At 55.9% G+C, this 20,433-nt stretch carries 19 protein-coding genes and 2 tRNA genes; 14 read left to right on the top strand and 7 right to left on the bottom strand.

Annotated elements, in window-relative coordinates:
• Window positions 1-49 precede the first annotated feature (49 nt).
• Window positions 50-126 (top strand) — tRNA-Asp (locus UTM25_RS11640).
• A gap of 54 nt (window positions 127-180) precedes the next feature.
• Window positions 181-256: transfer RNA gene (locus tag UTM25_RS11635), tRNA-Trp, on the top strand.
• 98 nt (window positions 257-354) lie between these two features.
• Here UTM25_RS11635 and hdfR read toward each other — a convergent pair.
• A complete protein-coding gene (gene hdfR / locus UTM25_RS11630; RefSeq protein WP_023309659.1) occupies window positions 355-1,176 on the bottom strand; it encodes an HTH-type transcriptional regulator HdfR in 822 nt (273 codons plus the stop codon).
• A 118-nt stretch (window positions 1,177-1,294) separates the two neighbouring features.
• On the opposite strand from hdfR, the gene UTM25_RS11625 reads away from it, so the two are divergent.
• Entirely contained in the window at window positions 1,295-1,633 is a 339-nt protein-coding gene (locus tag UTM25_RS11625) for a DUF413 domain-containing protein (protein ID WP_023309658.1), read from the top strand.
• A 30-nt stretch (window positions 1,634-1,663) separates the two neighbouring features.
• Here UTM25_RS11625 and UTM25_RS11620 read toward each other — a convergent pair whose 3' ends face one another.
• Window positions 1,664-3,184 (bottom strand): YifB family Mg chelatase-like AAA ATPase, encoded by a 1,521-nt coding sequence (locus UTM25_RS11620; protein ID WP_194401859.1) that lies wholly within the window; start codon window positions 3,182-3,184, stop codon window positions 1,664-1,666.
• A 341-nt stretch (window positions 3,185-3,525) separates the two neighbouring features.
• Between UTM25_RS11620 and ilvL the strand changes: the two genes are divergently transcribed.
• The 7 genes from ilvL (at window position 3,526) to ilvA (ending at window position 10,076) form a co-directional block, all read left to right on the top strand.
• Entirely contained in the window at window positions 3,526-3,624 is a 99-nt protein-coding gene (gene ilvL / locus UTM25_RS11615) for an ilv operon leader peptide (RefSeq protein WP_001311244.1), read from the top strand.
• Window positions 3,625-3,710: 86 nt separating this feature from the next.
• Entirely contained in the window at window positions 3,711-3,761 is a 51-nt protein-coding gene (ilvX, locus tag UTM25_RS11610; protein ID WP_166792073.1) for a peptide IlvX, read from the top strand.
• A gap of 2 nt (window positions 3,762-3,763) precedes the next feature.
• On the top strand, window positions 3,764-5,410 hold the full coding sequence (gene ilvG, locus UTM25_RS11605; RefSeq protein ID WP_048703488.1) for an acetolactate synthase 2 catalytic subunit: 1,647 nt from the start codon (window positions 3,764-3,766) through the stop codon (window positions 5,408-5,410).
• Entirely contained in the window at window positions 5,407-5,670 is a 264-nt protein-coding gene (ilvM, locus tag UTM25_RS11600; RefSeq protein ID WP_024907956.1) for an acetolactate synthase 2 small subunit, read from the top strand. Before ilvG ends, ilvM begins: the two co-directional genes overlap by 4 nt.
• A gap of 18 nt (window positions 5,671-5,688) precedes the next feature.
• Window positions 5,689-6,618 carry a branched-chain-amino-acid transaminase gene (gene ilvE / locus UTM25_RS11595; RefSeq protein ID WP_021242827.1) on the top strand — a complete coding sequence of 310 codons (930 nt, stop codon included), beginning with the start codon at window positions 5,689-5,691 and terminating at the stop codon, window positions 6,616-6,618.
• Window positions 6,619-6,678: 60 nt separating this feature from the next.
• Entirely contained in the window at window positions 6,679-8,529 is a 1,851-nt protein-coding gene (ilvD, locus tag UTM25_RS11590; protein WP_194401858.1) for a dihydroxy-acid dehydratase, read from the top strand.
• 2 nt (window positions 8,530-8,531) lie between these two features.
• The gene (gene ilvA / locus UTM25_RS11585; RefSeq protein WP_096150382.1) at window positions 8,532-10,076 is read left to right on the top strand and encodes a threonine ammonia-lyase, biosynthetic; all 1,545 of its coding nucleotides are present in this window, start codon (window positions 8,532-8,534) and stop codon (window positions 10,074-10,076) included.
• Between the two features lie 45 nt (window positions 10,077-10,121).
• Here the strand turns inward: ilvA and ilvY are convergent, their stop codons facing one another.
• Window positions 10,122-11,012 (bottom strand): HTH-type transcriptional activator IlvY, encoded by an 891-nt coding sequence (gene ilvY, locus UTM25_RS11580; RefSeq protein WP_023333829.1) that lies wholly within the window; start codon window positions 11,010-11,012, stop codon window positions 10,122-10,124.
• 152 nt (window positions 11,013-11,164) lie between these two features.
• Here ilvY and ilvC point away from each other — a divergent pair, with 152 nt between their 5' ends.
• The gene (gene ilvC / locus UTM25_RS11575) at window positions 11,165-12,640 is read left to right on the top strand and encodes a ketol-acid reductoisomerase (RefSeq protein ID WP_023333828.1); all 1,476 of its coding nucleotides are present in this window, start codon (window positions 11,165-11,167) and stop codon (window positions 12,638-12,640) included.
• A gap of 93 nt (window positions 12,641-12,733) precedes the next feature.
• Here ilvC and ppiC (UTM25_RS11570) read toward each other — a convergent pair whose 3' ends face one another.
• On the bottom strand, window positions 12,734-13,015 hold the full coding sequence (gene ppiC / locus UTM25_RS11570) for a peptidylprolyl isomerase PpiC (RefSeq protein WP_194401857.1): 282 nt from the start codon (window positions 13,013-13,015) through the stop codon (window positions 12,734-12,736).
• A 50-nt stretch (window positions 13,016-13,065) separates the two neighbouring features.
• Window positions 13,066-13,347, bottom strand: a complete 282-nt coding sequence (gene ppiC / locus UTM25_RS11565) for a peptidylprolyl isomerase PpiC (RefSeq protein ID WP_004886860.1) — start codon at window positions 13,345-13,347, stop codon at window positions 13,066-13,068.
• A 112-nt stretch (window positions 13,348-13,459) separates the two neighbouring features.
• On the opposite strand from ppiC (UTM25_RS11565), the gene rep reads away from it, so the two are divergent.
• Window positions 13,460-15,484: a DNA helicase Rep gene (gene rep / locus UTM25_RS11560; protein ID WP_194401856.1), complete on the top strand. Its 2,025-nt coding sequence runs from the start codon at window positions 13,460-13,462 to the stop codon at window positions 15,482-15,484.
• A gap of 58 nt (window positions 15,485-15,542) precedes the next feature.
• Here the strand turns inward: rep and gppA are convergent, their stop codons facing one another.
• Window positions 15,543-17,027 carry a guanosine-5'-triphosphate,3'-diphosphate diphosphatase gene (gene gppA / locus UTM25_RS11555; protein WP_048975637.1) on the bottom strand — a complete coding sequence of 495 codons (1,485 nt, stop codon included), beginning with the start codon at window positions 17,025-17,027 and terminating at the stop codon, window positions 15,543-15,545.
• Between the two features lie 6 nt (window positions 17,028-17,033).
• Window positions 17,034-18,302 carry an ATP-dependent RNA helicase RhlB gene (gene rhlB / locus UTM25_RS11550; RefSeq protein ID WP_023309646.1) on the bottom strand — a complete coding sequence of 423 codons (1,269 nt, stop codon included), beginning with the start codon at window positions 18,300-18,302 and terminating at the stop codon, window positions 17,034-17,036.
• 144 nt (window positions 18,303-18,446) lie between these two features.
• Between rhlB and trxA the strand changes: the two genes are divergently transcribed.
• Together trxA and rho are read left to right on the top strand one after the other, a co-directional pair.
• On the top strand, window positions 18,447-18,776 hold the full coding sequence (trxA, locus tag UTM25_RS11545) for a thioredoxin TrxA (protein ID WP_006179218.1): 330 nt from the start codon (window positions 18,447-18,449) through the stop codon (window positions 18,774-18,776).
• Window positions 18,777-19,121: 345 nt separating this feature from the next.
• Complete coding sequence (rho, locus tag UTM25_RS11540) at window positions 19,122-20,381, top strand: transcription termination factor Rho (RefSeq protein WP_008501566.1); 1,260 nt, start codon at window positions 19,122-19,124, stop codon at window positions 20,379-20,381.
• Window positions 20,382-20,433 lie beyond the last annotated feature (52 nt).

Here is a 20,433-nt window from a genome sequence, read left to right as displayed (position 1 = left end):
TTAAGTAGTAAGCCGGTGCATAAATCCGGTGGTTACAGCAGTCTTCGGTGGAGCGGTAGTTCAGTCGGTTAGAATACCTGCCTGTCACGCAGGGGGTCGCGGGTTCGAGTCCCGTCCGTTCCGCCACTTATTAAGACATTAAGCCTGCCTTGTTGGCAGGCTTAATGGCAAAAAAACTTTAGGGGCGTAGCTCAGTTGGTAGAGCACCGGTCTCCAAAACCGGGTGTCGCGAGTTCGAGTCTCTCCGCCCCTGCCATATATAATCCTTTGCTTCGGCAAAGGATTTTTTTTGCCTGAAACACTGCTGAAAATTCTCTTCTTAATTTTCAGCCAGCATCCCTGCTGGCTGATGCATCAATCCATTACATTGATTTTTAACAGATCTTTTATCTGTGATTGCTTATCACTGTTTTGCAGCCAAATTGCATACAGCGGCCTGGTAAGCGTGGTTGAATCCATCACGGTGTGCAGCCCTGCTTTAGTATCTGCCCAGCGAACAGGTAACCAGGTACAACCTTTCAGCAGGGGCAGCTGCTGGCAGGCGATCTCTGCCGAGCTGGTCGTTAACTGCGGAACATCATCAGGTGCAATCAGTCCCGTCTCGTGCTGCTGAAAATCCGGCCCCCATTCCAGGCGTAAATAGGTCAGGTCTGCCTTCATCATCGAAGGTTCAGACGCATAAAGCGCCAGGCCAAACTGGCCCACAATCTGGCTGCTAAATTCGTCCATCTTGGGGGCTTCGGTTGTGATCAGAAGATCAAGCTGGCGCTCATGAAGTTGCTTAACCAGCGACTGCCGCTGTGCAATTCTGGCTTCAAATTGCAGGTGGCCGTGTGAATGATACAGCCGGGTAAGCCACTGACTTAGCATGCATTCCCACAGAGAAGCGCTGGCCCCTATCGAGAACTCATTGTGCCTCGAAGTATGTGCCACCTCTTTACGTGCCGCCTGCCAGGTATTCATGAGCGTTTCTGCGTACGGCAGCAGTTTCTCACCGGCAGGCGTTAAGCGAATATTGTTGCGATGGCGGGTAAAAAGATTCACACCCAGTTGATTTTCCAGCTGTCGAATACGAAAACTGACTGCTGACTGCGTCAGGTAAAGGGCTTCAGCTGCTCGCCCAAAGTGGCGTGTTCTGCTCACTTCAAGGAAAGTTTTAAGCAATTCCGTATCCACATCTTTCTCCGCAAAATTATTTGTCGTTATGATTTAAATGTTTTGTTTTACACTCTGTCAAGCGTAACTAATACTCCGCGCCATAAATAGCTCGGCCAAAGAATTAGGAGCGTGTAGGATGGCGGAAAGCTTTACGACGACTAATCGTTTTTTCGACAATAAACATTATCCGCGCGGGTTCTCTCGTCACGGCGATTTCACCATCAAAGAAGCTCAACTGCTTGAGCGCCATGGTTATGCCTTTAACGAGCTGGATCTGGGTAAGCGTGAACCTGCAACCGAAGACGAAAAACAGTTTGTTTCTGTTTGCCGTGGTGAGCGTGAGCCGGAGTCTGAAGCGGAACGTGTATGGATCAAATACATGGCGCGCATTAAGCGTCCAAAACGCTTCCATACGCTGTCTGGCGGCAAGCCGCAGATGGAAGGTGCAGAAGACTACACCGAGTCTGATGACTAAAATGAAAAGAAGGGGCTACGGCCCCTTTTTTTATGCCAGCAATTTCTGCAAATGCAGCAGCAAACGATCGATAGCGCGGTAGCTCAGCGCCTCCTGCAAATGTTTCCTCTCAATGTCAGTGCACCCCTCTACGTCAGCAATAGTTCTGGCCACCTTCAGCAAACGCTGCCACGCACGTATGGACAGCCCGAACCGCGTCAACGTCTCCTCCAGCCATCCCGCATCTTCGACGTTAAGAGAACAAAACTGCCGGATCCCGGCATTATCCAGCCGCGCATTCAGCCTGTTCTGACGAGCGTACTGCCGAGTCTGAGCAGCAATTACCCGTTCGCGTACCTCCGCTGAGCTTTCACCCGTTATGCCCGTTTGCCTGAGCAGACCCGGCGGGGGAAGGGGGATTTCGAGGGATAAATCGAAACGATCGAGGAACGGGCCGGATAACTTACCCAGATAACGCAACGTCTGCTCTGGCGTACAGCGGTTATGGTTGCCCTGGTAGTGACCCGTCGGGCTGGGATTCATCGCCGCGACCAGCTGAAACTGTGCGGGATAGCTTATTTTGGCTCTCGTGCGTGAGATATGTATCGCACCGGATTCAATGGGCTCCCGCAGTGCATCCAGCACGCGGCGCTCAAATTCAGGCAGCTCATCAAGAAACAGAATGCCATTGTGTGCTAGCGAGATCTCTCCCGGCCCCGGAATCGCCCCGCCGCCGACCATTGCCGTCAGTGAAGCGCTATGATGCGGGGAACGAAAAGGACGACGGCGCCACTGTTTTTGCAACGACGTCGAACTGATAAGGCTATATATGGCGGCGCTTTCCAGCGCTTCATGATTATTGAGCGGTGGAAGTAACCCACTCAACCTGCTTGCCAGCATGGTTTTACCCGTACCCGGCGGGCCAATTAACAGAAGATTGTGTCCACCTGCAGCCGTAATCTCCAGCGCCCGTTTCCCTTGCTCCTGTCCCATAATCTCGCTGAGATCCTCTGGTGAATCCGCTATAGCATCATTACACTCCTCCGGCTCGGACAGTTCATGGCGCCCTTCCAGCCAGGCACAAACTTCCTGTAAATGCCCTGCGATGAGACACCCCTTCTCGGCGATAAGACTCACTTCTGATGCGTTTTCATTGGCGACAATGATTTGCCGTCCTGCTCGTATGGCTTCCAGCGCTCCCGATATCGCACCGGGAACGCCTCTTAACGCGCCTGTAAGCGCGAGTTCGCCAACGAACTCATACGAGCCTAGCCGTGTCGTATTAAGCTGCTCAGAAGCCGCGAGAAGGGCAATTGCGATAGGTAAATCGTATCGTCCCCCCTCTTTAGGCAGATCGGCGGGGGCAAGGTTGATGGTGATCTTCTTCGCGGGGAAGGTATAACCGCTATTTATTATTGCGCTGCGAACGCGATCCCTGGCCTCTTTAACCGTCGTTTCAGGTAACCCGACAAGAGTGAGTCCGGGTAGCCCATTGCTCAAATGAACCTCGACGGAAATAAGCGGTGCCTTTACCCCGAGAGCCGCACGCGTATAAACAACTGACAGTGACATTTGCACTACCTCCTGGTGTGACTATGCCAGCGCCGGTTTTGTCTGTTTAGCGTCATTTTGCGAATGTACGCCGCCCGTTCAGAGATTTTAAGCGCACACTGAAACCCTTGCATAACCGTGGAAACCTCCTCGCAGAATGTAAAAACCCCCGTTTTGACGGTAAGAACCGCAGTGAAAAAATGAAAAATATTCATTTTCTAATTTCCGTATATAAAACAACGGTTTTAAGAAATATGATTCGCTACCTAATCAAATCCGTCATAAATAAATCTTGTGTTTGACTTAAAAACTGTGATAACTCTTTAGGTATTCCTTCGAACAAGATGCAAAAAGAACTGAAAATGACAGCCCTTCTACGAGTGATTAGCCTGGTCGTGATTAGCGTGGTGGTGATTATTATCCCACCGTGCGGGGCTGCACTTGGACGAGGAAAGGCTTAGAAATCAAGCCTTAACGAACTAAGACCCCCGCACCGAAAGGTCCGGGGGTTTTTTTATGACTAAAAAACGTAAATGAGGAGCAGAGAATGACGACTAGCACAAAATTCTGTTTCTCCCGATTTATGACGGGGAACTAACTATGAATGGGGCACAGTGGGTAGTACATGCGTTGCGCGCGCAGGGAGTCGAAACCGTATTCGGTTATCCGGGTGGCGCAATTATGCCGATTTACGATGCACTGTATGACGGCGGCGTGGAACATCTCTTGTGCCGACACGAGCAGGGCGCAGCGATGGCAGCCATCGGTTATGCCCGCGCGACCGGTAAAACCGGCGTGTGTATGGCGACTTCAGGCCCGGGCGCAACGAACCTGATCACCGGCCTGGCTGACGCGCTGCTGGATTCCGTTCCCGTTGTCGCCATCACCGGGCAGGTGGCGTCTCCGTTCATCGGTACCGATGCTTTTCAGGAAGTCGACGTCCTCGGTTTATCGCTGGCCTGCACCAAACACAGCTTCCTCGTCCAGTCTCTGGAAGAGCTGCCGCGCGTAATGGCAGAAGCGTTCGACGTGGCAAACTCAGGTCGTCCCGGTCCGGTTCTGGTCGATATCCCGAAAGATATCCAGGTGGCACTCGGCGAGCTGGAACCGCACTTCTCTACCGTTGAAAGCGACGATGCCTTTCCGGAAGCTGAAGTTGAAGAGGCCCGTCAGATGCTGGCCCAGGCGAAACAGCCAATGCTGTACGTCGGCGGTGGCGTCGGCATGGCGCAGGCCGTTCCTGCCCTGCGCGAATTTATCGCAACAACGCAGATGCCAGCGACCTGCACGCTGAAAGGTCTCGGTGCAGTCGACGCGGATTACCCCTACTATCTGGGCATGCTGGGGATGCACGGCACCAAAGCGGCAAACCTGGCGGTGCAGGAGTGCGATCTGCTCATCGCCGTAGGTGCCCGTTTTGACGACCGCGTCACCGGCAAGCTGAATACCTTTGCGCCGAACGCCAAAGTCATCCATATGGATATCGACCCGGCGGAGATGAACAAGCTGCGTCAGGCGCATGTCGCCTTGCAGGGCGATCTCAACGCGCTGTTACCGGCATTGCAGCAGCCGCTGGATATCAACGCATGGCGTCAGCACACCGCTGATATGCGCGCCGAGCACGCCTGGCGTTACGACCACCCCGGCGAGGCCATCTACGCGCCGCTGCTGTTGAAGCAGTTGTCCGATCGTAAACCGGCTGACAGCGTCGTCACCACCGACGTAGGCCAGCACCAGATGTGGTCCGCGCAGCACATGACCTACACCCGTCCGGAAAACTTCATCACCTCCAGCGGCTTGGGTACCATGGGCTTCGGTCTGCCGGCAGCCGTTGGCGCTCAGGTAGCCCGCCCGAACGATACCGTTATCTGTATCTCCGGTGACGGCTCCTTCATGATGAACGTTCAGGAGCTCGGTACCGTTAAGCGCAAGCAGTTGCCGCTGAAGATCGTGTTGCTCGACAACCAGCGTTTAGGGATGGTTCGCCAGTGGCAACAGCTGTTCTTCCAGGAACGCTACAGCGAAACGACTCTCACCGATAACCCCGATTTCCTCACCCTGGCCAGCGCCTTCGGCATCCCTGGTCAGCACATCACCCGTAAAGATCAGGTTGAAGCGGCGCTCGACACCATGCTGAACAGCGATGGGCCTTACCTGCTTCATGTCTCAATCGACGAACTCGAGAACGTCTGGCCGTTGGTACCGCCTGGTGCCAGTAACTCACAAATGATGGAGAAATTATCATGATGCAGCATCAGGTCGCCGTACAGGCTCGCTTCAACCCGGAAACCTTAGAGCGCGTTTTGCGCGTGGTGCGTCATCGTGGTTTTCAGATTTGCTCTATGAATATGGAGACGGCCACTGACGCCCGGAATATCAGTATCGAATTAACCGTTGCCAGCCCGCGGTCGGTCGACTTACTGTTTAGTCAGTTATCAAAGCTGGTAGACGTTGCCCATGTTGCCATCTGCCAGAGCACAACCACATCACAACAAATCCGCGCTTAAGCGTGACAGGACGAAAAAATGACGACAAAAAAAGCTGATTACATTTGGTTCAACGGTGAGATGGTTCGCTGGGAGGACGCGAAGGTCCACGTGATGTCCCACGCGCTGCACTACGGTACCTCCGTATTTGAAGGCATCCGCTGCTACGATTCTCACAAAGGGCCAGTGGTGTTCCGCCATCGCGAACACATGCAGCGTCTGCATGACTCAGCCAAAATTTATCGTTTCCCGGTTTCACAAAGCGTTGATGAGCTGATGGAAGCCTGCCGCGAGGTGATCCGTAAAAACAACCTGACCAGCGCCTATATCCGTCCGCTGGTCTTCGTGGGTGACGTCGGTATGGGCGTGAACCCGCCAGCGGGCTATACCACAGATGTGATCATTGCCGCGTTCCCGTGGGGTGCTTATCTGGGTGCAGAAGCCCTGGAGCAGGGGATCGACGCAATGGTCTCTTCCTGGAACCGCGTTGCGCCAAACACTATCCCGACCGCCGCGAAAGCAGGCGGTAACTACCTTTCTTCCCTGCTGGTCGGTAGCGAAGCGCGCCGCCACGGCTATCAGGAAGGTATCGCCCTCGACGTAAATGGCTACATCTCTGAAGGTGCGGGTGAAAACCTGTTTGAAGTGAAAGACGGCATTTTGTTCACGCCGCCGTTCACCTCGTCCGCGCTGCCGGGCATCACCCGTGACGCCATCATCAAGCTGGCGAAAGATCTGGGTATTGAAGTGCGCGAGCAGGTGCTGTCCCGCGAATCCCTGTATCTGGCTGATGAAGTGTTTATGTCCGGTACGGCGGCTGAAATCACGCCGGTACGCAGCGTGGACGGTATCCAGGTGGGCGAAGGCCGCTGCGGTCCGGTCACCAAACGTATTCAGCAAGCGTTCTTCGGCCTCTTCACCGGCGAGACAGAAGATAAATACGGCTGGTTGGATCAGGTTAATCACTAAGCATAAATTTGGGACGGCACGCACCGTCCCATTAAATAGTCAGACGGGAGTCAATAAAGCATGCCTAAGTATCGTTCAGCCACCACCACCCACGGCCGTAATATGGCGGGAGCCCGCGCGCTGTGGCGCGCCACCGGAATGACCGACGCCGATTTCGGCAAGCCGATTATCGCCGTGGTGAACTCCTTCACCCAGTTCGTACCGGGCCACGTGCACCTGCGCGATCTCGGTAAGCTGGTTGCCGAGCAAATCGAAGCCTCCGGCGGCGTGGCGAAAGAGTTCAACACCATTGCGGTGGATGACGGTATCGCGATGGGGCACGGGGGCATGCTCTATTCACTGCCGTCGCGCGAGCTGATCGCCGACTCCGTAGAGTACATGGTGAACGCCCACTGCGCCGATGCGATGGTCTGCATCTCCAACTGCGACAAAATCACCCCGGGGATGCTGATGGCCTCCCTGCGCCTGAACATTCCGGTGATCTTCGTCTCCGGCGGCCCGATGGAAGCGGGGAAAACCAAGCTCTCCGACAAAATCATCAAGCTCGACCTGGTTGATGCGATGATCCAGGGCGCGGACCCGAAAGTCTCTGACGAGCAGAGCGACCAGGTGGAACGCTCCGCGTGCCCGACCTGCGGCTCCTGTTCCGGTATGTTTACCGCTAACTCCATGAACTGCCTGACCGAAGCGCTGGGTCTTTCTCAGCCGGGTAACGGCTCGCTGCTGGCGACCCACGCCGACCGTAAGCAGCTGTTCCTCAACGCCGGTAAGCGCATCGTTGAGCTGACCAAACGCTACTACGAGCAGGACGACGCCAGCGCGCTGCCGCGCAACATCGCCAGCAAGGCCGCGTTTGAGAACGCGATGACGCTGGATATCGCCATGGGCGGCTCCACCAACACCGTTCTGCACCTGCTGGCCGCCGCACAGGAAGCCGAAATCGACTTCACCATGAGCGACATCGACAAGTTGTCCCGCAAAGTCCCGCAGTTGTGTAAAGTCGCGCCGAGCACCCAGAAGTACCATATGGAAGACGTACACCGTGCCGGTGGCGTAATCGGTATTCTCGGTGAGCTGGATCGCGCCGGGCTGCTGAACCGTGACGTGAAAAACGTGCTTGGCCTGACGCTGCCTGAGTCGCTGGACCAGTACGACGTCATGCTGACCAAAGACGACGCGGTGAAAAAGATGTTCCGCGCCGGTCCTGCCGGTATCCGTACCACCCAGGCGTTCTCGCAGGATTGTCGCTGGGATACGCTGGACGATGACCGCGCCGAAGGCTGCATCCGCTCGCTGGAACATGCCTACAGCAAAGACGGCGGTCTGGCCGTGCTGTACGGTAACTTCGCGGAAAACGGCTGCATCGTGAAAACTGCAGGCGTGGACGACAGCATCCTGAAATTCACCGGTCCGGCGAAAGTGTACGAAAGCCAGGATGAAGCGGTAGACGCGATTCTTGGCGGCAAAGTGGTGGAAGGCGACGTGGTTGTTATTCGCTACGAAGGGCCGAAAGGCGGTCCCGGCATGCAGGAGATGCTCTACCCAACCACCTTCCTGAAATCTATGGGACTCGGTAAGGCGTGTGCGCTGATCACCGACGGGCGTTTCTCCGGCGGTACCTCCGGCCTCTCTATCGGCCACGTTTCCCCTGAAGCGGCAAGCGGCGGCAACATCGCCATCATCGAAGACGGCGACCTGATCGAAATCGACATTCCGAATCGCGGCATTCAGCTGAAGGTGAGCGACCAGGAAATTGCGGCCCGTCGTGAAGCGCAGGAAGCCCGAGGCGACAAAGCCTGGACGCCGAAAGACCGCCAGCGTGAAGTCTCCTTCGCCCTGCGCGCCTACGCGAGCCTTGCCACCAGTGCAGATAAAGGCGCGGTGCGCGATAAATCTAAACTTGGGGGCTAATGATGGCCGAGTCACAACCCTTATCCGCCGCCCCTGAGGGGGCGGAATACCTGAGAGCGGTACTGCGCGCGCCGGTCTATGAAGCCGTGCAGGTCACGCCCCTGCAGAAAATGGAAAAACTCTCTTCGCGCCTCGACAACGTCATTCTGGTGAAGCGCGAAGACCGCCAGCCGGTGCACAGCTTTAAGCTGCGCGGCGCCTACGCGATGATGGCCGGGCTGACCGATGAGCAGAAAGCGCGCGGCGTGATTACCGCGTCTGCGGGCAACCACGCCCAGGGCGTGGCGTTCTCGTCTGCCCGTCTGGGGCTGAAAGCGCTGATCGTGATGCCGGTTGCGACCGCAGATATCAAAGTCGACGCGGTGCGCGGTTTCGGCGGCGAAGTGCTGCTCCACGGGGCCAACTTTGACGAAGCCAAAGCCAAAGCGATTGAGCTGGCGCAGCAGCAGGGTTTCACCTGGGTGCCGCCGTTCGACCACCCGATGGTGATTGCCGGGCAAGGTACGCTGGCGCTGGAACTGCTGCAGCAGGATGCCCATCTCGATCGCGTGTTTGTGCCGGTCGGCGGCGGTGGCCTGGCCGCAGGCGTCGCGGTGCTGATCAAACAGCTAATGCCGCAGATCAAAGTCATCGCCGTTGAAGCGGAAGACTCTGCCTGCCTGAAGGCGGCACTGGATGCGGGTCATCCGGTGGACCTGCCGCGCGTCGGGCTTTTTGCCGAGGGCGTGGCGGTGAAGCGCATTGGCGACGAAACTTTCCGCCTGTGCCAGGAGTATCTCGACGATATCGTCACGGTTGATAGCGATGCTATCTGCGCGGCGATGAAAGATCTGTTCGAGGATGTGCGCGCGGTGGCGGAACCTTCCGGCGCGCTGGCGCTGGCGGGGATGAAAAAATACATCGCCCAGCACAACATTCGCGGCGAGCGTCTGGCGCACGTGCTTTCCGGCGCCAACGTGAACTTCCACGGTCTGCGCTACGTTTCCGAGCGCTGCGAGCTGGGTGAACAGCGGGAAGCGCTGCTGGCGGTGACGATTCCTGAAGAGAAGGGCAGCTTCCTGAAGTTCTGCCAGCTGCTGGGCGGCCGTTCGGTGACGGAGTTCAACTACCGTTTTGCCGATGCCAAAGACGCCTGCATTTTTGTCGGCGTGCGTCTGAGCCGCGGCGTGGAGGAGCGCAAAGAGATCCTCAACCTGCTGCATGAGGGCGGCTACAGCGTGGTCGATCTTTCTGACGATGAGATGGCGAAGCTGCACGTGCGCTACATGGTCGGCGGGCGTCCATCAAAGCCGCTCAAGGAACGTCTGTTCAGCTTCGAGTTTCCGGAATCGCCGGGCGCGCTGCTCAAGTTCCTTCACACGCTTGGCACGCACTGGAACATTTCCCTGTTCCACTACCGCAGCCACGGCACCGACTACGGCCGCGTGCTGGCGGCGTTTGAACTGGGCGAGCACGAGCCGGATTTCGAGACGCGGCTGAACGAGCTGGGCTATGAATGTCACGACGAAACCCATAACCCGGCCTTCCGCTTCTTCCTCGCGGGCTAAGGGTTGAGCTGCGTGTAGGCCGGGGAAGCGCAGCACCACCCGGCTTTAGTGGTTCGGCAATATCGTCCAGAACGCATCAATAAGCGGCTCATGTAGCCGCTTTTTTTGTGCGCACACGCCAAGCTCAAACGGCGTCTTCTCGTCGCTGCGCTCCAGAATCATCACGCGATTACGAACGGGCTCCGGGCTGTTTTCCAGCACCACTTCCGGCAGCAGCGCCACGCCGCAGCCGAGCGCCACCATCGACACCATCGCCTCGTGGCCGCTGACCGTGGCGTAAATCGACGGATTGCTGATTTTCTGACGGCGGAACCACAGCTCGATGCGGCGGCGCACCGGCCCCTGATCGGCCATGATAAACGGTACCGTCGACCAGTCCGGTTTTTCCACCGACACCTGATTACGCACCGGGCAGGGCAGCGCCGGGGCAATCAGTACCACCGCCAGATTCTCCAGCATCGAGAATGCCACCGCGCCCGGCAGGGTTTCGGGTTTTCCGGCGATGGCGAGATCCGCTTCGCCCGTCACCACTTTTTCCATTGCGTCGGAGGCGTCGCCGGTGGTGAGCTTAATTTCAACCGACGGATGGGCCGCGCGGAAGCGGTCAAGGATGGGCGGCAGGTGGCTGTAGGCGGCGGTGACGGAGCAGAAAATATGCAGTTCGCCGGAAAGTGACGGCCCCTGCTGGTCAATCGAGTGCCGCAGCTGCTGGTACTGCAACAGCGTCTGCTGGGCAAAAATGCGCAGCTCTTCACCCGCTTCCGTGAGGGTGACGGTGCGGTTATCGCGCACGAACAGCGGCTGGCCGAGGTCTTCCTCAAGCCGCTGGATCTGGCGTGAAAGCGTGGAGGGGCTAACGTGCATCGCCCGGGCGCTGCGGCCAAAATGGCGGCTTTCCGCCAGGTGCAGGAACATTTTCAGATCGCGTAAATCCACCGATTCCACTCCCTCTTTTTACATTGCAAAAATTGCAACATGACGTTGTGAATATATCAATTTCCGCAATAAATTTCCTGTTGTAATGTGGGTACATTCTCGCTGAAACGCGAACCGAACAATAAGACACACAACATCACGAGGTATCACCCATGGCTAACTACTTTAATACACTGAACTTGCGCCAGCAGCTGGCGCAGCTGGGCAAATGCCGCTTCATGGCGCGCGACGAATTTGCCGATGGCGCGAGCTACCTTCAGGGTAAAAAAGTGGTCATCGTCGGCTGTGGCGCACAGGGTCTGAACCAGGGCCTGAACATGCGTGACTCCGGTCTGGATATCTCCTACGCCCTGCGCAAAGAAGCAATTGCCGAGAAGCGAGCTTCCTGGCGCAAAGCGACCGAAAACGGCTTCAAAGTGGGCACCTACGAAGAGCTGATCCCGCAGGCGGATCTGGTGGTTAACCTGACCCCGGACAAACAGCACTCTGACGTTGTGCGTTCCGTACAGCCGCTGATGAAAGACGGCGCCGCGCTGGGTTACTCCCACGGCTTCAACATCGTTGAAGTGGGCGAGCAGATCCGTAAAGACATCACCGTGGTGATGGTGGCGCCGAAGTGCCCGGGTACCGAAGTACGTGAAGAGTACAAGCGTGGCTTCGGCGTGCCGACCCTGATCGCGGTTCACCCGGAAAACGATCCGAAAGGCGAAGGCATGGCGATTGCCAAAGCATGGGCAGCGGCGACCGGCGGCCACCGTGCGGGCGTGCTGGAATCTTCCTTCGTTGCCGAAGTGAAATCTGACCTGATGGGTGAGCAGACCATTCTGTGCGGTATGCTGCAGGCCGGTTCTCTGCTGTGCTTCGACAAGCTGGTGGAAGAAGGCACCGACCCGGCCTACGCGGAAAAACTGATTCAGTTCGGCTGGGAAACCATCACCGAAGCGCTGAAGCAGGGCGGTATTACGCTGATGATGGACCGTCTGTCCAACCCGGCAAAACTGCGTGCTTACGCGCTGTCTGAACAGCTGAAAACCATCATGGCACCGCTGTTCCAGAAACACATGGACGACATCATATCCGGCGAATTCTCTTCCGGCATGATGGCGGACTGGGCAAACGACGATAAAAACCTGCTGACCTGGCGTGAAGAGACCGGTAAAACCGCGTTCGAAACCGCGCCACAGTATGAAGGTAAAATCGGCGAGCAGGAGTACTTCGATAAAGGCGTTCTGATGATCGCGATGGTGAAAGCAGGCGTTGAGCTGGCGTTCGAAACCATGGTGGATTCCGGCATCATCGAAGAGTCTGCGTACTACGAATCTCTGCACGAGCTGCCGCTGATCGCGAACACCATCGCCCGTAAGCGTCTGTACGAAATGAACGTGGTGATCTCTGATACCGCAGAATACGGTAACTACCTGTTCTCTTACGCCTGCGTACCGCTGCTGAAAGAGTTTATGACCACTCTGCAGACGGGCGATCTGGGTAAAGCGATTGCGGAAGGTGCCGTGGATAACGCGCAGCTGCGTGATGTGAACGAAGCGATTCGCAGCCACCAGATCGAGAAAGTGGGTCACAAACTGCGTGGCTACATGACCGATATGAAGCGTATCGCGGTAGCGGGTTAACAACTGGTGCGGGCTGATGCCCTCACCCCGCCCCTCTCCCACGGGGAGAGGGTGCAAACATTAAAGGCCTTCTCTAAGAGAAGGCCTTGTTGTTTATTTCCGATACAGTACTTTAATAATGTGATACCCGAACTGCGTGTGCAGCGGGCCGGTTGGCTCCAGCACCGGGCAGGAGAACACCACTTTATCGAACGCCGGAACCATCTGGCCCTGGCGGAACTCACCCAGATCGCCGCCGCGCTTGCCTGAAGGGCAGATGGAATGCTTCTTCGCCAGCTTGCCGAAGTCGGCGCCGTTTTTAATCTGCTCCAGAACATCTAAAGCCAGTTTCTCTTCTTTAACGAGGATGTGCACTGCTGCTGCTGTTTTTGCCATGATCGTGCCTTGAATAGGTTGAAATAAATCGGGGCGCAATATACCACGCGTCAGCGGCGATAAAGCACCTTAATGATATGGTAGCCAAATTTGGTTTTTACCGGGCCGTAGGGCTTCAGAAGCGGGCAGCTAAAGACCGCCTGATCGAACGGGCCGACCATCGCACCTTGTTGAAACTCGCCGAGATCCCCGCCATTGCGTCCGGACGGGCATTTAGAGTAACGCTTCGCCAGATGATCAAAGCTGATGCCGCGCTCCAGCTTGGCCAGGATCTCCTGAGCCAGTTTCTCTTCTTTTACCAGAATATGCAGGGCTGCTGCGGTCTTTTTCATGGTTCTGCTCTACGGGTTAAACGCGATTTCTCCACTTTATCATTAGCCGGTAAATCTGCGCCCGGCTTTCTGCTACAATCCACACCCCGTTCGAAGATTGAGCAACACTCCCATGCGTTTAAACCCTGGACAACAACAAGCGGTCGAATTCGTTACTGGACCATGCCTGGTGCTGGCAGGGGCCGGTTCGGGTAAAACCCGCGTGATCACCAACAAAATCGCCCATCTGATCCACAACTGCGGGTATCAGGCGCGTCACATTGCGGCGGTCACCTTTACCAATAAAGCGGCGTGCGAGATGAAAGAGCGCGTCGGTCAAACGCTGGGTCGTAAAGAGGCGCGCGGCCTGATGATCTCCACCTTCCACACGCTGGGGCTGGATATCATTAAACGCGAGTATGCGGCGCTGGGAATGAAGTCCAACTTCTCTCTTTTTGACGATACCGATCAGGTGGCGCTGCTCAAAGAGCTCACCGAGGGGCTGATCGAAGATGACAAAGTGCTATTGCAGCAGCTGATCTCGACGATCTCTAACTGGAAAAACGATCTGATGACGCCGGCCCAGGCCGCGGCGATCGCCAAAGGTGAACGGGATCGGATCTTCGCACACTGTTACGGTCTGTACGATGCGCATATGAAAGCGTGCAACGTGCTGGACTTTGACGACCTGATCCTGCTGCCCACGCTGCTGCTGCAGCGCAATGAAGAGGTGCGCGAGCGCTGGCAGAACAAAATCCGCTACCTGCTGGTGGATGAATACCAGGACACCAATACCAGCCAGTACGAGCTGGTGAAGCTGCTGGTGGGGCAGCGCGCGCGTTTCACCGTGGTAGGCGACGACGACCAGTCAATTTACTCCTGGCGCGGTGCGCGCCCACAAAACCTGGTGCTGCTGAGCAAAGATTTCCCGGCCCTACAGGTGATTAAGCTGGAGCAGAACTACCGCTCCTCCGGGCGTATCCTGAAGGCTGCAAACATCCTGATTGCCAATAATCCGCACGTATTTGAGAAGCGTCTCTTCTCCGAACTGGGCTACGGCACGGAGCTGAAAGTGCTCAGCGCCAACAATGAAGATCATGAAGCGGAGCGCGTGACGGGCGAACTCATCGCTCACCACTTCGTCAACAAAACCGAATATAAGGATTACGCGATCCTCTATCGCGGCAATCACCAGTCGCGCGTCTTTGAAAAGATGCTGATGCAGAACCGCATTCCGTACAAAATATCGGGCGGCACGTCGTTCTTCTCACGACCAGAAATCAAAGATCTGCTGGCCTATCTTCGCGTGCTTACTAACCCGGATGACGACAGCGCGTTTCTGCGCATCGTGAATACGCCTAAACGCGAGATTGGCCCGGCGACGCTGCAAAAGCTCGGCGAGTGGGCGATGACCCGCAACAAAAGTATGTTTACCGCCAGCTTCGACATGGGGCTGAGCCAGACGTTAACCGGACGCGGGTATGACTCGTTAACCCGCTTCACCCACTGGCTCGGCGAAGTACAGCGTCTCGCGGAGCGGGAGCCGGTGGCGGCAGTGCGCGATCTCATTCACGGCATCGACTATGAGTCCTGGCTGTATGAAACCTCAGCCAGCCCGAAAGCGGCTGAGATGCGCATGAAAAACGTTAACCAGCTCTTCAGCTGGATGACCGAAATGCTGGAGGGCTCTGAGATCGACGAGCCAATGACCCTGACGCAGGTGGTCACTCGCTTTACCCTGCGGGACATGATGGAGCGCGGCGAGAGCGAAGAAGAGGCCGATCAGGTTCAGCTGATGACGCTGCATGCGTCAAAAGGGCTGGAGTTCCCGTATGTGTATCTGGTCGGCATGGAAGAGGGATTGTTGCCACACCAGAGCAGCATTGATGAAGACAACGTCGACGAGGAGCGCCGTCTGGCCTACGTGGGGATCACCCGCGCGCAGAAAGAGTTGACGTTTACGCTGTGTAAAGAGCGCCGCCAGTATGGTGAACTGGTACGCCCGGAGCCGAGTCGTTTCCTGCTGGAACTGCCGCAGGATGACCTGATCTGGGAACAGGAGCGCAAAGTGATTACCGCAGAAGAGCGGATGCACAAGGGTCAGGCTAACGTGGCAAACATCCGCGCCATGCTGGCAAAAGCCAAAGAGAAAGGATAATTCCGTCGGGATCTGTAGGCCGGGTAAGGCGAAGCCGCACCCGGCAATGTTCAGCGTATTACTTTACTTCCAGCACCCAGTGCACGTAGCTCTGCCACTGGCACTCCTGTTCAATCATCTCGGCCCCTAACGGGTGACGATCAATCCAGTTCTCCGGCAGCGTCAGCGAAAGCTTCTCGTCATCGGCCACCAGATTAATGGCTGGCAGCAAATCATCGCGGCGGCGGCTGGCAAACAGGATCGCCAGACGCAGCAGGCGGCACAGATGCTCGGCCACGCGCGGCGGGACGGCATTTTGCTGATGCAAAGAGGAGAGATCGACGGCGTTGGTCTGGTTCAGCAGCAGCGTTGCCAGCAATTTTTTCTGTGCGGGCGTATAGCCCGGTAAATCAAGGTTTCGTACCAGATACGCTGCATGAGCCGGTGCCTGCTTAAAATCAATGCTCAGCCCCACTTCATGTAGCGCGCAGGCGCTCAGCAGTAAATCCCGGCTCAGATGATCAAGATCCCAGACGTTAGCGACCTGATCGGCGAAGCGTGACGCCAGCTGCGATACGCGTCCGGCCTGATCGATATCAACCAGAAAACGACGCTGCACATTGCGCAGAGTACGGCTGCGGATATCCTGATCGACCGACAGATGTAACATCCCGTAGACCAGACCTTCGCGCAGCGCGCCGCCAGCCAGGGTCATACACTGGATGTTCAGCTCGGTGAAAATGGCGATAAGAATAGCCAGCCCGCTTGGGAAGACCAGCGCGCGTTCCAGCGTCAGGCCTTCAATTTCCAGCTCTTCCAGGCGTCCGCACTGAATGGCGCGCTGTTTCAGCTGCTGAAGTTTGGCAAGCGTAATCCGCTCGTCCATTCCCTGCGCCATCATGATTTCCTGCAGAGCCTGCACGGTACCCGAGGCACCCACGCAGACTTTCCAGCCGTGATAGCGCAGCTCGTCCATCACCGGGCGTAACACCTCGCGTGCGGCGTTTTCTGCCTCGTCGAAGTTCTCTTTCGCCAGGTTCCGATCGGTAAAGTAGCGCTCAAGCCAGGTCACGCAGCCCATTGACAGGCTGAACAGCGACGTTGCCTGCGCGCCGGTGCCGGTCACAAGCTCGGTACTGGCACCGCCGATATCCACCACCAGACGGCGATCGTCACCTCCCGTGGTGTGCGCAACGCCCTGGTAAATCAGGCGAGCTTCTTCTTCACCGCTGATAACCTGTACCGGACAACCCAGAATTTCCTGCGCTCTGGCAATGAAATCCACGGCGTTGACCGCCAGGCGGAGTGTCGCAGTGGCGACCACGGTGATTTGGGCGTGCGGGATATCCTGAAGACGTTCGGCAAAGAGCCGCAGACACTGCCAGCCACGTTCCATGGCTTCAGGGGAGAGGTGATTATCGCTGCTCAGGCCCGCCGCGAGGCGGACCTTGCGCTTGATGCGCGTCAGCGTTTGTATGCTTCCCGCCACCTCGCGCACAACCAGCATATGAAAACTATTCGAACCGAGATCAATTGCCGCATAAAGCGAGGTGGAGCTGAGCATATTTTCTTAACCTGAACGACGACGATTACGCGGCGCGCCACCTGAACGACGCGGACCATTGCCGGAGCGTGGGCGGGTTAGACGCTTAGGCGGCGGCAGTTCGCTTAACAGCGCTTCCGGATTGTATTTGCTCTGCGGAATAGAGTGACCGATATACGTCTCAATAGCCGGGAGATTCAGCGCATACTCTTCACACGCAAGGCTAATCGAGTGACCGCTTGCGCCCGCACGACCGGTTCGACCGATACGGTGTACGTAGTCTTCGCAGTCGTCTGGCAGATCGTAGTTAAAGACGTGCGTCACGGCCGGAATGTGCAGACCACGAGCCGCTACGTCGGTTGCGACCAGAATATCGAGATCGCCACGGGTAAACTCTTCCAGAATACGCAGGCGTTTTTTCTGCGCCACGTCGCCGGTCAACAGGCCAACACGGTGACCATCTGCAGCCAGATGGCCCCAGATGTCTTCACAACGGTGCTTGGTGTTCGCGAAGATAATGGCGCGATCTGGCCACTCTTCTTCAATCAGCGTTTGCAGCAGACGCATTTTCTCTTCATTGGAAGGATAGAAGAGCTCTTCTTTAATGCGGTGACCCGTTTTCTGCTCCGGTTCCACTTCTACATATTCGGCGTTGTTCATCTGTTCGAACGCCAGCTCGCGTACGCGATAAGAAAGGGTAGCGGAGAACAGCATATTCAGACGCTGATTGGCTGGCGGCATGCGGCGGAACAGCCAACGAATGTCTTTAATGAAGCCCAGATCGTACATGCGGTCAGCTTCATCGAGCACCACAACCTGGATTGCGCCGAGGTTAATGTGGTTCTGTTTGGCGTAATCGATAAGACGGCCGGTGGTACCGATCAGGATATCCACACCGCTTTCCAGCACTTTCAGCTGTTTATCGTAGCCGTCGCCGCCATAGGCCAGGCCAAGCTTCAGTCCGGTAGACTGCGCCAGGGGTTCAGCGTCTGCGTGGATCTGTACCGCAAGTTCTCGCGTCGGGGCCATAATTAGCGCGCGCGGCTGGTTAACTTTGCGGTCTGCAATCGCTGGGTGAGAAAGTAAATAATGAAACGTTGACGTTAAAAACGCCATCGTTTTGCCGGTACCGGTTTGCGCCTGCCCGGCAACATCGCGACCGGCCAGCGTCAGCGGCAGCGCGAGGGCCTGAATGGGCGTGCAGTTGTGAAACCCTTTATTTTCAAGGGCTTCAATCACCTTCGGGTGCAGCGCGAAGTCGGAAAACTTCTGTTCTGTTAAATGTGTTTTGCTCATAGTGTGGTAGAATATCAGCTTACTATTGCTTTACGAAAGCGTATCCGGTGAAATAAAGTCAACCTTTAGTTGGTTAATGCGACATCAACACGTCGTTGGTGGAGACAAAACCAACGTACCAGGCTTATTCCTGTGGAGTTATATATGAGCGATAAAATTATTCACCTGACTGACGACAGTTTTGACACGGACGTACTTAAGGCTGACGGGCTGATCCTCGTCGATTTCTGGGCTGAATGGTGTGGTCCTTGCAAAATGATCGCCCCGATTCTGGATGAGATCGCCGACGAATATCAGGGCAAACTGACCGTTGCCAAGCTGAACATCGACCAGAACCCGGGCACCGCACCAAAATATGGTATCCGTGGCATCCCAACCCTTCTGCTGTTCAAAAACGGCGAAGTGGCAGCGACCAAAGTGGGCGCGCTGTCCAAAGGTCAACTGAAAGAGTTCCTGGACGCTAACCTGGCGTAAGGTTTCTCCGCTGTGCGTTCAGAGCTCCCGGCTAAATGATGTGGAACTCTGGACGCCCGGCTGAAGTCGTGCTAAGTTAGCTATGACTTCGTTTTAAACATATCTTGTTGTTTGAATCTTGTTTTACCCGATACTTCCCGTTGTTAACATGAACAGTGCGTGAAGTGGCTAAATTCCGGGCTTGTCACTCAATCCGTCTTGTCGTTTCAGTTCTGCGTTCTTTCCCTGTGACCAGACAGCGAACAGACATGAGTCGATGGCCGCTAAACAGGCATGGATGACCCTGCCATACCATTCACAACATTAAGTTCGAGAATCACCCCGAGTTTAAGAACCCACACCATTATGAATCTTACCGAATTAAAGAATACGCCGGTTTCTGAGCTGATCACTCTCGGCGAAAATATGGGGCTGGAAAACCAGGCTCGTATGCGCAAGCAGGACATCATTTTCGCCATCCTGAAGCAGCACGCTAAGAGTGGCGAAGATATCTTTGGCGACGGTGTGCTGGAGATATTGCAAGACGGATTTGGTTTCCTCCGCTCTGCAGACAGCTCCTACCTCGCCGGCCCTGACGACATCTACGTATCCCCCAGCCAAATCCGCCGTTTCAACCTCCGCACTGGTGACACCATTTCAGGTAAGATTCGTCCTCCTAAAGAGGGTGAACGCTACTTTGCGCTGTTGAAAGTCAATGAAGTTAACTTCGACAAACCGGAAAACTCGCGTAATAAGATCCTCTTCGAGAACTTAACGCCGCTGCACGCGAACTCTCGCCTGCGCATGGAGCGTGGTAACGGTTCTACTGAAGACTTAACCGCGCGTGTTCTGGATCTGGCCTCACCAATTGGTCGCGGCCAGCGTGGTTTGATTGTGGCACCGCCAAAAGCGGGTAAAACCATGCTGCTGCAGAACATCGCGCAGAGCATTGCCTATAATCACCCAGACTGCGTGCTGATGGTGCTGCTGATTGACGAACGTCCGGAAGAAGTGACCGAGATGCAGCGTCTGGTTAAAGGTGAAGTGGTTGCTTCTACCTTCGACGAGCCAGCATCTCGCCACGTTCAGGTTGCGGAAATGGTTATCGAGAAGGCGAAACGCCTGGTTGAGCACAAGAAAGACGTGATCATCCTGCTTGACTCCATCACCCGTCTGGCGCGTGCCTACAACACCGTGGTTCCGGCGTCTGGTAAAGTGCTGACCGGTGGTGTGGATGCTAATGCCCTGCATCGTCCGAAACGCTTCTTCGGTGCCGCACGTAACGTGGAAGAGGGCGGCAGCCTGACCATCATCGCGACGGCGCTGATCGATACCGGTTCTAAAATGGACGAAGTGATTTACGAAGAATTTAAAGGTACAGGTAACATGGAACTGCACCTTTCTCGTAAAATCGCTGAAAAACGTGTCTTCCCGGCTATCGACTACAACCGTTCCGGTACCCGTAAAGAAGAGCTGCTCACCACGCAGGAAGAGCTGCAGAAAATGTGGATCCTGCGCAAAATCATCCATCCAATGGGTGAAATTGACGCGATGGAGTTCCTCATTAATAAACTGGCGATGACCAAAACCAACGACGATTTCTTCGACATGATGAAACGCTCGTAACGTAAATAAAGCCAGCGAACGCCACGTTTTTACGTGGCGTTTTCCTTTTATG

It is taken from the genome of Enterobacter sp. 61D5 (assembly GCF_034107965.1).
Lineage (GTDB): Bacteria > Pseudomonadota > Gammaproteobacteria > Enterobacterales > Enterobacteriaceae > Enterobacter > Enterobacter cloacae_M.
This window is presented reverse-complemented; position numbering and strand designations above follow the sequence as displayed.